Here is a 13,122-nt window from a genome sequence, read left to right as displayed (position 1 = left end):
AGGATAGACTCTTTTTTACTGCAACCAAAGACTCTTGCCCGCGAACTGACGAGAATAACAACACCATCGATATGAGTAAAAAAAACTTTTTCAATTAGAGGGACTTTAAATGCTCTATGTACGATTCAACATCCATACCATTAAATCCAGTTGTACCAACAACCGTACCATTTGGCCTTAATACGACAACCAGTGGAAAATATCCTTTTGAATTGTATTTTTCTGCCAGTGTTTTATTCTGGTTTAAAACCTCGGCTTTTAGTTTGTTTTTCTTTTTTTTTGGAAAATCTGCGCGGTAGAGCACCCAATTTTTAGCTGCCGCCTTCTTAAAAATTGGGGTAGACCAAATTTTTCTATCCAATTTAATACAAGGTGCACACCAATCTGAACCGGAAAAAACCAAAAGGATGTTCTTTTGTTCTGAATTTGCCTTGCTAGTAGCGGCTGCAAAATCCGTTTGCCAATTCTGGGCCAGTAAGCCCAAGGGTAATAACAATGCTATGTAAAAAATACGCTTCAATTGCCGTGCTATTCAAATACCCTAACAATAGACCCTTCTACTGTTGTGTTAAATATTTTAAGTGGATTGCTGGTAGTGGCCAAGTTCAAGGAGGTACCATCTTGTGCAAACTTAGAGCTATGGGTAGAACAAATAAAAACTCCACCATCAGTATCTGAAAAATAAATACCTTCTGTTTGCTCGTGGCTACAAATTTTACTTGCAGCAACAATATTACCTTCTAGGTTACGCGCAACCACAATATCTAGATATTTTAAGTCTGGGTTGGATTTTACAAAAATAAAACCTCCATTTTCTGCCAATGGGGCTGCTGCATCAGAATTCAAATCCACCGTAAAATCTACCCCATCAGAGACCTCAAAAACTTCTTGGTCTCCACTATCATTGGAGCAGCCATTGATACAAGGAAATAAGACAGCAAATGCCGCACCGGCCCCAATACTTTTTAAAAATTCTTTTCTTTCCATAGCACAATTGTTTTACTAAAAAAATAACGTCAAAAACAAAAGAATCGTATGGCTAATAGGTAAACGTTCCAAATTCACTTGCTATGGTAAGTTGTTTGGTCTCAGATGCAGAAACCTTGCCTATAATTTGGGCATCCACATTAAAAGAATTAGCAATAGCTATTAAATCATTGGCAATAGATTGGTCTACATAAAGCTCTAATCTATGCCCACAATTGAATACTTGATACATTTCTTTCCAATCTGTACCGGATTGCTCTTGTATTAATTTAAATAGCGGAGGAACAGGAAATAAGTTATCCTTTACCACATGCAAATTGTCTATAAAGTGTAAAATTTTGGTTTGGGCGCCTCCACTACAGTGCACCATACCATGTATTTGTTCTGCAGTATATTTTTCCAAAATCTTTTTTACGATTGGTGCATAGGTACGTGTTGGCGATAATACCAATTTACCTGCATCCAAGGGAGCATCTTCTACAGAATCTGTTAATTTTTTGTGACCAGAGTACACCAATTCCTGCGGCACCGAAGCATCATAACTTTCTGGATACTTCTCTGCCAAATATTTTTCAAATACATCATGGCGGGCAGAGGTTAACCCGTTACTACCCATACCGCCATTGTATTCCCTTTCGTAAGTAGCGGTACCATAAGAAGCAAAACCCACGATTACGTCACCAGCTTTTATATTAGCATTATCAATAACTTTTTTACGCTCTAGACGTGCCGTTACGGTAGAATCCACTATTATAGTGCGCACCAAATCCCCAACATCTGCCGTTTCTCCACCGGTAGAATGTATGGTAATGCCATGTTTCTTTAAATCGGCTATTAGTTCTTCCGTACCATTAATAATTGCAGAAATTACTTCGCCTGGAACTAGGTTTTTGTTTCTTCCAATAGTAGAAGACAGCATTATATTATCCGTTGCACCAACACAAATTAAATCGTCCACATTCATAATTAATGCATCTTGGGCAATACCCTTCCATACGCAAACATCTCCGGTCTCTTTCCAATACATGTAGGCTAAAGAAGACTTGGTACCGGCGCCATCTGCATGCATAACCAGACAATGATCATCACTCCCTGTTAAATAATCTGGTACTATTTTACAAAAGGCCTTTGGAAATAAACCTTTATCAATATTCTTAATAGCATTATGCACATCTTCTTTAGAAGCTGAAACACCTCTTTGTGCATATCTTTTACTGGGATTGGATGACATAAACTGGAATTTTGGCAAAAATAAAGAATCCAATTATAGTTTTGGCACCTCTGACAAACAATCCTTTGCCCATATTTTAGACGAAGTGTTTTGATCCATGTTTCCTCCTGTAATAACCACGAGTACCTTTTGAGGCTTTTCTTGGGTTTGCAACCATTGTACAACACCACCCATGGTCATAGCACAAGTAGGTTCCAACCTAATCTTTAGCAAATGGGTTAGCCATTGGGTCCAGTAAACAATAATCTCCTCTTCTACTTCAAAAAAGGCATCTAGCTGCTTTAAATATTCAAAAGTTAGGTCTCCTACCGCCATGGTCATTGCACCGTCTGCAAGTGTATTGGGAATGTTAGGTAACTTTTGAATGCTATTTTTCCGTAATGATTCTGCTGCATCATTGGCATTTAAAGGCTCTACACCCATAGATTTTATGGTGTTATTAAACCCCTTTGTTGCAATAAAATTACCAGAGGTTAAACCACCACCTCCACATGGGGTAAAAACAGCATTGATTCCCTGTACTTCTTCCAAAGCTTCCAGAACCGCAGTTCCTTGTCCACAAATTACTTGCTCATGATTAAAAGGCGGCACCCAATAAACCCCTTCTTCTTTTGCCGCTTCCTTAACTAGGGCATCTGTAACATTTCTATCTTTACTCAACACTACGGTTGCACCATAATTCTTGGTTGCTTGTATTTTAACCGCACTGGAATATTCTGGCATGTAAATAGTAACAGGAATTTTAAATTGCTGACCTGCATAAGCCACAGCCTGCGCGTGATTACCAGAACTATTGGCAATTATTCTTTTGGGATGAATACCTTGTTCTTTAAGCCACGCTAGTGTATTTAGCGCACCACGTGCTTTAAAAGCGCCTACTTTTTGAAAATTCTCACATTTAAAATAGATTTCGTGTCCCAACCAAGAATTTAACAAGGTAGAAGACATCACCGGAGTTCTATTTATAAATGGAGTAATACGGTTTTTTGCCGCCTGTATATCTGAGAAGGAAAGGGCCATGCTTCTTTTTTATTCAAAAATAGGCATAACCCTTGGTATACTTTATTTTATAAATAACAATTCACGGTATTTGGTCAACGGCCACAAATCGTCCGAAATTAATTTTTCCAATCCATCTAAATGGGTACGAATTTCCGTTAAAAAGGGTTTAATGCCGTTACAATAACTCTGTGCCTTTTTAGCAACCGTTCCCATATTATCTGCGCGTTCCATGGCCTCTATCATTTTATCGGTTAGTTTTTTAGCTGCCACCATGTGCTCTGCCATGCTTTCCAAAATGTTTAATTGGGGCTCGGTAAACGATTTATGTGCGGCGCCATACACCTCTTTGAGGCCGCCTATGTTTTCTAATAATTCGTTTTGATAGCGAACGGCAGCCGGCACAATATAGTTGTACACCAATTCCCTTAAAATTCTACCTTCTATTTGAATATGATGCACGTAATTACCCAATTCTACTTCTTGGTGTGCTTTTAATTCAATAGCACTCATAACACCAGTATTGGCAAAAAGCTCTTCGCTCTCTTTTGAGGTAAGCACCTGCAATGCCTCTGGGGTGTTTTTATTGTTGCTTAGTTTTCTATTCCTTGCTTCTTCTTGCCAATTAAAACTGTATCCATCACCATCAAAACGAATCCGTTTTGAGGTTTTAATGTACTCCCTAAGTACGTTAAAAACCGCTTCGTCTTTTTTAAGACTCTTTTTGTCAATTAGCGCATCTACTTCCTTTTTAAATTCTTTAAGCTGATTGGCCATTATAGTATTCAAAACTGTCATGGGCTTACCGCAGTTCATTTTTGCCCCTACACCACGCATTTCAAACTTATTACCTGTAAAAGCAAAAGGCGAAGTTCTATTACGGTCTGTATTATCTAGTAAAATTTCAGGTATTTTACCTACCACATTCAACTTAAGTTCAGTTTTTTCCTGTGGCGACAATTTTCCTTTAGAAACCCCCTCCAACTCGTCCAGAACGTCTGCCAACTGCTGCCCAATAAATATAGATATGATTGCAGGTGGCGCCTCATTAGAACCCAAACGATGATCATTACTGGCAGAGGCTATGGATGAACGCAAAAGTTCTTCGTACCTATCCACGGCCTTTATAGTGTTCACAAAGAAGGTCAAAAATTGTAGATTCTTCATGGGGGTGCTACCGGGACTCAACAAATTAACACCGGTATCCGTACTTAAAGACCAATTGTTATGTTTACCCGATCCGTTTATACCCGCAAAAGGTTTTTCATGAAAAAGCACTTTAAAATTATGGCGGTCCGCAACCTCTTCCATAATATCCATTAACAATAGGTTATGGTCTACGGATAAATTAGCTTCCTCATATACCGGAGCCACCTCAAATTGGTTGGGGGCAACTTCGTTATGCCTTGTTTTTACCGGTATACCCAGCAGCATACTTTCTTTCTCCAGCTCGCTCATAAAAGCCAACACCCTACTAGGAATAACCCCAAAATAATGGTCATCTAACTGCTGCCCTTTGGCAGCAGAGCTGCCTAATAAAGTTCTACCGGTAATTAAAATATCTGGTCTAGATTTAGCCAATGCCTTATCTATTAAAAAATATTCTTGTTCCCAGCCTAAAGTAGCATATACCTTCTTGACATTTTTATCAAAGTATTGCGCTACCGCGGTAGCAGCTTCGTCTACCGCATTTAACGCACGTAACAAAGGGGCTTTATTGTCCAAAGCTTCTCCCGTATAGGCTACAAAGATGGTAGGGATACAAAGCGTAGTTTTATAAATAAATGCAGGTGATGTAGGATCCCATGCCGTATAACCACGAGCCTCAAAAGTATTGCGTATACCACCGCTAGGAAAGCTACTGGCATCTGGTTCTTGTTGTACTAGTTGGCTACCGCCAAACTTTTCCATGGCCCTTCCGTTCTCTTGCAAATCAAAAAAGGCATCGTGTTTCTCTGCAGTAGAACCTGTTAAAGGTTGAAACCAATGTGTATAGTGCGTTGCCCCCATAGACATGGCCCATGCCTTCATACCTTCCGCAACCTGATCGGCTATTTTACGATCTATTTTACTTCCCGAAAAAATAGCCGCCTGCACCTTATCATATGCATCTCTTGTTAAAAATTGAAGCATTTTTTCATCATTGAATACATGCTTACCAAAAAGAGTAGACCGTCTTTCCATTTCAGAAATAACAAAAGGCGTTCTATTATTGCTCTCCGTTACTGCTTTAAACCTCATATAACGTATTAATAATTCTAATTTAACATTTCATTCATTAAGTATTTCTCAATAAGAATTGATTTTTTTGAATGATTATCAATAAGCCCCCTATCTTAATGGGGGGTATCATAATTTTTACAAAGATAACTCCTTTTTACCCTACCTAAAACAGTATAATTCATTATAAATTTTATTTTTGTTACCTAATATTATTAAAGACATAACGACCAAAATTATGAGCAAGGCAAAATTAGAATACCTTTGGTTAGATGGTTATGAACCAACCGCTAACATAAGAAGTAAAACTAGAATTGAAGAAGACTTTAGTGGCAAACTAGAAGATTGTCCTACTTGGTCTTTTGATGGTTCCTCTACAAAACAAGCAGAAGGCGGATCTTCTGATTGCTTATTAAAACCTGTAGCAATTTATCCTGACCCTGCAAGAAGAAATGGATACCTTGTTATGACTGAGGTTTTAAATCCTGACGGAACACCACACGCCTCTAACTCTAGAGCCACTATTGATGATGCCGATGATGATTTTTGGTTTGGATTTGAGCAGGAGTACTTTATCATGGATACCGCAACCCAGTTACCATTAGGTTTCCCAGTTGGAGGTTATCCTGGCCCACAAGGTTTATACTATTGCTCTGTTGGCGGTAGAAACACTTGGGGTAGAGATTTAGTTGAAGAGCATGCAGATTTATGTATTGATGCTGGTTTACAGTTTGAAGGTATTAACCAAGAAGTAGCTGCCGGACAGTGGGAATTCCAATTGTTTGCGAAAGGCGCCAAGAAAGCAGGAGATGAAATCTGGGTTGCTAGATATTTACTACAAAGATTAACCGAAAGTTACGGTTACTACATAGAATACCACCCAAAACCAATTAAAGGAGATTGGAATGGTTCTGGTATGCACGCAAACTTCTCTAATACCGTTTTAAGAACTTGTGGTTCTAAAGAAACGTATGAGAAAATTTGTGAGGCGTTTAGACCTGTAACAAAAGAACATATTGAAGTTTATGGTGAGTACAACGACCAGCGTTTAACTGGTTTGCACGAAACCGCTTCTATCAAAGATTTTAGCTACGGTGTATCTGACCGTGGTGCATCTATCCGTATTCCAATTTTAACTGTGGAAAAAGGTTGGAAAGGATGGTTAGAGGACAGAAGACCTGCTTCTAACGCAGATCCATACAAAGTAGCCGCTAGAATCGTTAAGACTGTTAAGTCTGCCGATGTTTAAGATTTAGTTGTTGATTATTTATTTAAAAAAGCCCTTACTTATTGGTAAGGGCTTTTTTTATGAATTTAAGTAGTATTTAGGAGCAACTAATTAGGATACCGTTACATAAACAAAAAATATGTAGGTAAGCAATAAAACAATGCCATCTCTCCAACCCAAACGCAATCCTTTAGGTATAAATACCAAAGGCAATATCATAAAAGACACACCCAGCATCCAGAATATATCATTGGTCAACAATCCTTGATCCAAAACCCGTATTGGCGTTATGATTGAGGTAATACCCAAAACAGCCAATAGGTTAAAAATGTTAGAACCGATTAGATTACCCAGAGATATTGCCTTCTCCTTTTTTAACACCGCAATTATAGACGCCGCCAATTCTGGAATACTGGTACCCACAGAAACTATGGTAATACCAATTACACGATCGCTAACCCCAAAAGAAGAAGCCAACCCAACCGCACCTTTTATCAAAAGTTCTGAGCCACCCCATAGCGCCACACCACCAACTCCCAACAAGAGTACTATTTTATATAAAGGCAATGGCTTATCATCGTCTGGCAACTCATCTACTACGGCAGGTTTTTGAAAACGCAACAAATACACCAAAAACACAAAAAGAAGCGCTACCATTATAATACCCTCATACTGTTGCAATACACCATCAAAATAGATGAAACCCACAAATAGTAACGAAGCCAACATCATAACGGGCCAATCCGTAGTGTAAAAACTTTTACGCACATCTATACTACCCAACAACACGGTTACCGCCAATACCAACCCCAAATTCGCAATATTGGAGCCCACTACATTGCCTAGAGCTAAATCTGGCAGCCCATCTAGGGCAGATTTTATGCTTACTATGAGTTCTGGCGCAGAAGTTGCAAAAGAAACCACCGTCATCCCAATTACAATTTTAGGTATAGCCAAACGCAAGGATAAAGCAACGGCCGATTTTAAAAGCCAATCGCCACCCAATATTAACAAGGCCAAGCCTAGAACCACAAATAAAAAGTAAAGCATATGCCAAATTTTTCGGCAAAGATAACCTAACCCCAGCGGATTCATAAAACTACATATTTAGTTAAATAACTATTTTTATAGTTGCAAAACTAATTTTATAGTTATACTTTTACCTTAAAGCTAAAATAAATGGAAAAACTTACGAATAAGGAAGAAGAAATCATGAAGGTATTGTGGAAGTTAGAGAAGGCCTTTGTAAAAGAAATTTTAGAAGCCATGCCTACCCCAAAACCCCACTACAACACCCTTTCTACCATAGTTAGAAACCTTCAAGAAAAAGGGTTTGTTGCGCATGAAGCTTTTGGAAAAACACACAGATATTATCCTACTGTAACTAAAGAAAATTATAGAAACTCTTTTGTAAACACGGCTATTGCAGGTTTTTTCAACGATTCTTATAAGAATGTGGTTTCTCATTTTGCCAAGGAAGAAAAGATTTCCGTAGACGAGTTAAAAGAAATTATCGCCTTAATTGAAAAAAACAACTAGATGGAGATAGTACTAGCTTACATTTTAAAATCTAGCGGCATACTCCTAATACTAATTGGAGCCTACTGGTGTTTTTTAAGAAACGATACGTTTTTCCAGACCAATCGTTGGTTTTTATTATTGGGCATTCCTTTAGCCCTTTTACTTCCATTTGTACAATTTACCAAAGTAGAGACCGTTACGCTTACTTACACAGAACCGCAACTTTATACCACAACTACAGAGGTTCTAACAACAGATAATACAGGTTTTAATTGGTTTATTTTATTAGGTATTATATATGCATTGGGCGTACTCTATTTTTCCGTGAGATTTACCATTCAACTTGCACAAATAGGTAAATTAAAAAAGAATTGCCAACTAAGTCGAGAAGACGTTTTTAAACTATATACAAGTAAAACACCAATAGCCCCTTTCTCCTTTTTTAAAAACATTTTTTATTCGCCACACGCTTACTCTACAGAAGAACTCAAGAATATTATTACTCATGAAAAGGCGCACGCCAAGCAAAACCACTCATGGGATTTAATGGTCTTGCAACTTTGTTGTATGGTATTCTGGTTTAACCCGCTTTTGTGGATCTACAAACGTATGGTACAACAAAACCTAGAATATGCCGCAGATGCCTATGCAATTTGCCAGACAGAAAACTTAAAAAATTACCAATACCTTATGCTGAAACATTCTACAGGATATACAGCTGGGACATTGACCAATCCATTTTTCAATTCATTAATCAAAAATAGAATACAAATGCTACATCAAAAATCATCTACAAAACGAAGTCAACTAAAAGTATTGCTAATTATGCCATTAATTGCCATTTTTCTAATGGCCTTTAATGTAAAAACTAAAACAGTATATAATTATGAACAAACCCCTAAGACCGCCATCAATGATACCATACAAGAGGTAAAAATTGAAAATATAACCATAACCATAGATAAATATAGTTCTGACGACGTATTACAAAAAGACGCCCAATTTTTAGCCGAGAATGGAATCTCTCTGAAATACAAAGGAATTAAGCGTAATTCGAACGGTGAGATTACTTCCTTAAAAGTAACCTATGACAATGGCAAAGGGAGTAAAGGCGTGTACCAACAAGCAAATAGCGCAAACACCATTGCGCCTTTTAAAATAGTGATATCCTTTGGAAGCGACAACAGTGCCAACATAGTTGTTCTACAAGAAGATAACACCCTTATTGAAGAGGTAGGCTACCAACAAAACCGTTCAATTTATAATACAGATACCAATGAAAAGCTTATAGAAATCATTACCACTAAGGGAGTAGAAAAAATCTTAGTTGATGGTAAGGAGGTATCCAGAGACGAACTTAGTAAAATTGGCAAACTAGAGGAAAAGTTTATCAATACTATAGAAGTGACGGAATCTTTGGACCACGACACAGAAATAAATGAGGTTAAAGTAGAGGAAGCTAATGGGGATTATAAAAAAATTACCTATTTGAAACAAAACTCTAGCCCAACCAACAAAATATATTTGGTTTCTGAATCAAAAGAGTCTCAAGTATCTGATAAAACCATGTTTAATGGTCTAGAGCAAATTGGGGAACACAACGACATAAGGGTACGTAAACAAGAAATTAATAATGGAAATGATGTAATCATTATTAAAGAAACCGTTACGGGAGAAACTGTAGACATAATGGATGCAGCCACCAGCAAACAAGAGGGTTTACACATTAGCAACAACGGTAATACAATAACCTTGATAGGCCCAGAAGAAAATAATGCCCAACAAGAGAAAGAACAACCTTTATATTATATAAATGGAAAAAAAGCCAATAAGGAAGAAATGGCTAAACTATCTCCTAAGAACATTGAAAGCGTTAACGTTATTAAAGGGAAAAAAGCTATTGAAAAATATGGTGAAAAAGCGAAAAATGGTGTTATAGAAATCTTCACTAAAAAGAAAAATTAGTCACATTCATCAATCAAAAAATTGTCTTTTGAGCCGACCTTTTTTAAGGTCGGTTTTTTTTATCCCCCAAATAGAAAGGCCAAAATAAACCGTTTTTGCAATAGAAAGACCCTTGTAATTTGTAAAAAACCCTTAAATAGCCCTTGAAAACCTTCACTTAAGGCCAATTTACCCCCATTTTACTTACAATTATCAATACACTTCAAGGAGGTCACATAAATATTGACGGCAGATTGATTTTTATTCTTACATATTTGTATTCAATTGTATTTTTTAACTTCAATTTATTTGCAAACATGATATAACTCATTTTATATTGAAAACTCAATCAACAAAACAGGAGTTTATAACCATCAAAAAACAATCAACATGATAACCATTGTAAAATTAATTGTGACCCTTGTACTTACTTTAGTAAGCGCAGCCATGTAACCGCTCACAATTGTAACCAACCGATTTCCTAACCAGAAATCACTTTAATTATTTTCTAACTCTTTAAATTTTTAACCTATGCTTACATTCTTAGGAATACTCGTTATTGTCTTTGGTCTAGGAACTTTAATTGCCAAAACCTTATTTAAAAACCTAACCACCCTTAATTGGTTTACTACCAGAAAAAGCCTTCAAATTGTTTTAGTAGGGCTTGTACTTAGTATTGTTACAGGAGCGTTTTTCTATGCCGAGCCTGGTACCGCATATGCGGTGCAATACCCTTGGGGTGGCCAAAAAGCGGTATTTAGGCAAGGTATTAACAGCAAAATGTGGGGTAGACTTATACCCATACAGTTTGAGCTACCTATAAAATATGTAATACCTAACGGAGAAGGAGATTTAGGTGAGCAAAGTGAATATGCCAATGTAGATAAAGCCAAGTATTGGGCGTTTAGCGATGCCGTTAAAGCTAGAATAGCAACATCTGTTGTTATTAGCATAAATACAGAAGACGAAACACAGTTCTTATCCGTAGCCGATAGAAACAAAACAGAACGTAATCTAATACGCTCTAGAATAATACCAAACATTGACCAGAGTATTAAAAACACCTGTAAATTAATGGATGCACAAGACTATATTTCTGGGCAAGCGTCTGACTTTGACCGCTATTTTAAAGACCAGCTAGAAAATGGCATGTATGTTCTAGAAGAGTATACTACAAACCAAAACAGGGAAATTATTGGCGATTCTAGCACTGTACGTACCGTTGTGAATAAAGAAAGTAAACAAAAACGCTTTCGTATTAAATACAAAGACGGTTTACCTGTTAGGGAAAAAGGCAACTCTTTAAAAGCTTATGGCCTAACAGTTGTACAGGCGGTGGTTACCGAAATAGACTGGGAGCAAACTTTTGATAAGCGTTTGCAGCTACAAAAAGAAGAGGTTGCCCAAACCCAATTAGAAAAGCAACAAGCGGAGCGGGAGTTTTATAGGGCCCAAAAAGAGAAAGCGCGTGGCGAAGCAGAAAAAGCGGCAGAACGTGCTAGATTGGAAAAAGAGCAAATACAAAAGACCATTGCCGCAGAAACTGAAGCTAAAGTAGCCGAGTTTAACCTAATCAAAGAGAAAAAACAATTTGAAGTGGAAAAATTTAAGGCACAGAGCAAGAAAGTTGCTGCCGATGCAGAATCGTATCAGAACGCCAAGCTCGTTAGCGCAGGTCTTACCCCACAAGAAAAAGCTGAATGGGAATATAAGACCGCTGTTGGAGTAGCTGGACAATTAAAAAGTCTAAACTTACCAGAGATTTATATTGAAGGTAACCAAGGCAAGAGCAGTAATGGTAATTTATTGGAGTCGCTCATTGGAGCAGATTTAGCCAAGACCATGATGCAAAAACAGGACTAAACACCACCCATACTATGCAAATAAAAGCCCGGAAAAACCGGGCTTTTTTAATTGGAAAGTAAGCGAGAATGCTAGCAGATACCAATCCGAACTTACAATCACTAGACTTTTATAACCGTGTCTTTCAATTGTTGTACTTTGGTCCTGTTTAAATTAGGAATAGATACCAACAAAAAAAGAATACCGTGTATAAATTTTTAGCCAAGCTCAATAAACAACTCCTCCCCTCCTACTCCAAAAAACAATTAGATTTAACTAAGGCTTCTAAATTTCAATTGGCAATTATTGGTTGGCGTTATTACGTTACTTGCCGTGCGCTAGATTAGTATTTAATTAATGATTTCACCGGTACATGATTTAATTTTGATTCACCTTGCAGAAAAGATAGGTGTATTAAAAAATTACATTGTACAATTTCACCCCCCAATCGTTTCACCAACTCACAAACTGCTGCAGCGGTACCACCGGTAGCCAATACATCGTCATGGATTAGTACTTTTTCGCCTTTCTCAATGGCATCTACGTGAATTTCCAAGGTATCCGTACCGTATTCCAAATCATAACTGGCGGCTTCCGTAGCGTAAGGCAGTTTTCCTTTTTTACGTACAGGCACAAAGCCAGCGCCTAATTTAGAGGCCAACATTGGGGCAAAAATAAATCCGCGACTGTCTACTCCTATTACCTTATCAACTTGCTTGCCTTCTAAAAAACCTGCTAATGTATCACAGGCGTTGTTCAAGGCATCTGGGTTCTTTAAAAGTGGAGTTATATCTTTAAAGACAATTCCTTCCTTTGGAAAATCGGCCACATCACGAATAAATGATTTAAAATCCATTTTTTTGCGCTCTATTTTTGCAGTAAAGGTAAAAAGAAATATATTTGCACCCCTTAAATAAGGCCGCGTGGCGCAACTGAATAGCGCATCTGATTACGGCTCAGAAGGTTGCAGGTTTGAATCCTGCCGCGGTCACTTAAAGCAGAAGTCCATCATTTTTATGATGGACTTTTTTCATTTTTGAAAAACATGAAGCTACACTTTAAACGTTTGGAAGAAATGAAAATGCCATTGCCTTGCAAATGAATTTTCCATGTTCATGGGAGGACTCAAAGGAACACCTAAGGTAATTCT

The 13,122-nt window shown here is 37.6% G+C and carries 12 protein-coding genes and 1 tRNA gene; 6 read left to right on the top strand and 7 right to left on the bottom strand.

Translation table 11 applies throughout. The features are described from left to right. Positions 1 to 94: 94 nt before the first annotated feature. From BUL40_RS12770 to BUL40_RS12750, 5 genes are read right to left on the bottom strand one after another with little or no spacing between them, the layout of a single operon-like run. Complete coding sequence (locus BUL40_RS12770; RefSeq protein ID WP_080319564.1) at positions 95 to 520, bottom strand: thioredoxin family protein; 426 nt, start codon at positions 518 to 520, stop codon at positions 95 to 97. Positions 521 to 528: 8 nt separating this feature from the next. After that, on the bottom strand, positions 529 to 987 hold the full coding sequence (locus BUL40_RS12765) for a Rieske 2Fe-2S domain-containing protein (RefSeq protein ID WP_010517774.1): 459 nt from the start codon (positions 985 to 987) through the stop codon (positions 529 to 531). A 52-nt stretch (positions 988 to 1,039) separates the two neighbouring features. Next, positions 1,040 to 2,218 carry an AIR synthase related protein gene (locus BUL40_RS12760; protein ID WP_080319563.1) on the bottom strand — a complete coding sequence of 393 codons (1,179 nt, stop codon included), beginning with the start codon at positions 2,216 to 2,218 and terminating at the stop codon, positions 1,040 to 1,042. Between the two features lie 33 nt (positions 2,219 to 2,251). Beyond that, a complete protein-coding gene (locus tag BUL40_RS12755; protein ID WP_080319562.1) occupies positions 2,252 to 3,238 on the bottom strand; it encodes a serine/threonine dehydratase in 987 nt (328 codons plus the stop codon). A gap of 42 nt (positions 3,239 to 3,280) precedes the next feature. After that, positions 3,281 to 5,458 carry a glutamine synthetase III family protein gene (locus tag BUL40_RS12750; protein ID WP_080319561.1) on the bottom strand — a complete coding sequence of 726 codons (2,178 nt, stop codon included), beginning with the start codon at positions 5,456 to 5,458 and terminating at the stop codon, positions 3,281 to 3,283. 217 nt (positions 5,459 to 5,675) lie between these two features. Here BUL40_RS12750 and BUL40_RS12745 point away from each other — a divergent pair, with 217 nt between their 5' ends. After that, a complete protein-coding gene (locus BUL40_RS12745; RefSeq protein WP_010517781.1) occupies positions 5,676 to 6,686 on the top strand; it encodes a glutamine synthetase beta-grasp domain-containing protein in 1,011 nt (336 codons plus the stop codon). Positions 6,687 to 6,776: 90 nt separating this feature from the next. Here the strand turns inward: BUL40_RS12745 and BUL40_RS12740 are convergent, their stop codons facing one another. Beyond that, the gene (locus tag BUL40_RS12740; RefSeq protein WP_080319560.1) at positions 6,777 to 7,715 is read right to left on the bottom strand and encodes a calcium/sodium antiporter; all 939 of its coding nucleotides are present in this window, start codon (positions 7,713 to 7,715) and stop codon (positions 6,777 to 6,779) included. A 129-nt stretch (positions 7,716 to 7,844) separates the two neighbouring features. Between BUL40_RS12740 and BUL40_RS12735 the strand changes: the two genes are divergently transcribed. The 4 genes from BUL40_RS12735 (at position 7,845) to BUL40_RS15860 (ending at position 12,319) form a co-directional block, all read left to right on the top strand. Beyond that, positions 7,845 to 8,204 carry a BlaI/MecI/CopY family transcriptional regulator gene (locus tag BUL40_RS12735; protein ID WP_080319559.1) on the top strand — a complete coding sequence of 120 codons (360 nt, stop codon included), beginning with the start codon at positions 7,845 to 7,847 and terminating at the stop codon, positions 8,202 to 8,204. After that, the gene (locus BUL40_RS12730) at positions 8,205 to 10,151 is read left to right on the top strand and encodes a M56 family metallopeptidase (RefSeq protein ID WP_080319558.1); all 1,947 of its coding nucleotides are present in this window, start codon (positions 8,205 to 8,207) and stop codon (positions 10,149 to 10,151) included. 510 nt (positions 10,152 to 10,661) lie between these two features. After that, the gene (locus tag BUL40_RS12725) at positions 10,662 to 11,993 is read left to right on the top strand and encodes a cell envelope integrity protein TolA (protein ID WP_010517789.1); all 1,332 of its coding nucleotides are present in this window, start codon (positions 10,662 to 10,664) and stop codon (positions 11,991 to 11,993) included. A 185-nt stretch (positions 11,994 to 12,178) separates the two neighbouring features. Further along, a complete protein-coding gene (locus BUL40_RS15860) occupies positions 12,179 to 12,319 on the top strand; it encodes an SsrA-binding protein (protein ID WP_080319557.1) in 141 nt (46 codons plus the stop codon). Here BUL40_RS15860 and BUL40_RS12715 read toward each other — a convergent pair. Beyond that, positions 12,316 to 12,828 carry an adenine phosphoribosyltransferase gene (locus BUL40_RS12715; RefSeq protein ID WP_010517792.1) on the bottom strand — a complete coding sequence of 171 codons (513 nt, stop codon included), beginning with the start codon at positions 12,826 to 12,828 and terminating at the stop codon, positions 12,316 to 12,318. The genes BUL40_RS15860 and BUL40_RS12715 overlap by 4 nt on opposite strands. Before the next feature lie 61 nt (positions 12,829 to 12,889). On the opposite strand from BUL40_RS12715, the gene BUL40_RS12710 reads away from it, so the two are divergent. Next, positions 12,890 to 12,963 (top strand) — tRNA-Arg (locus tag BUL40_RS12710). Positions 12,964 to 13,122: the final 159 nt, after the last annotated feature.

Source organism: Croceivirga radicis, assembly GCF_002072105.2.
Taxonomy (GTDB): Bacteria; Bacteroidota; Bacteroidia; order Flavobacteriales; family Flavobacteriaceae; genus Croceivirga; species Croceivirga radicis.
Note: the sequence above shows the minus strand (reverse complement) of the source record. Positions and strands in the feature narration are given on the sequence as shown.

Bases quoted from the DNA above. Each gene is read 5' to 3' on its own strand.
- BUL40_RS12765 (WP_010517774.1), bottom strand. From the start codon at position 987: ATGGAAAGAAAAGAATTTTTAAAAAGTATTGGGGCCGGTGCGGCATTT.
- BUL40_RS12760 (WP_080319563.1), bottom strand. From the start codon at position 2,218: ATGTCATCCAATCCCAGTAAAAGATATGCACAAAGAGGTGTTTCAGCT.
- BUL40_RS12755 (WP_080319562.1), bottom strand. From the start codon at position 3,238: ATGGCCCTTTCCTTCTCAGATATACAGGCGGCAAAAAACCGTATTACT.
- BUL40_RS12750 (WP_080319561.1), bottom strand. From the start codon at position 5,458: ATGAGGTTTAAAGCAGTAACGGAGAGCAATAATAGAACGCCTTTTGTT.
- BUL40_RS12745 (WP_010517781.1), top strand. From the start codon at position 5,676: ATGAGCAAGGCAAAATTAGAATACCTTTGGTTAGATGGTTATGAACCA.
- BUL40_RS12740 (WP_080319560.1), bottom strand. From the start codon at position 7,715: ATGCTTTACTTTTTATTTGTGGTTCTAGGCTTGGCCTTGTTAATATTG.
- BUL40_RS12735 (WP_080319559.1), top strand. From the start codon at position 7,845: ATGGAAAAACTTACGAATAAGGAAGAAGAAATCATGAAGGTATTGTGG.
- BUL40_RS12730 (WP_080319558.1), top strand. From the start codon at position 8,205: ATGGAGATAGTACTAGCTTACATTTTAAAATCTAGCGGCATACTCCTA.
- BUL40_RS12725 (WP_010517789.1), top strand. From the start codon at position 10,662: ATGCTTACATTCTTAGGAATACTCGTTATTGTCTTTGGTCTAGGAACT.
- BUL40_RS12715 (WP_010517792.1), bottom strand. From the start codon at position 12,828: ATGGATTTTAAATCATTTATTCGTGATGTGGCCGATTTTCCAAAGGAA.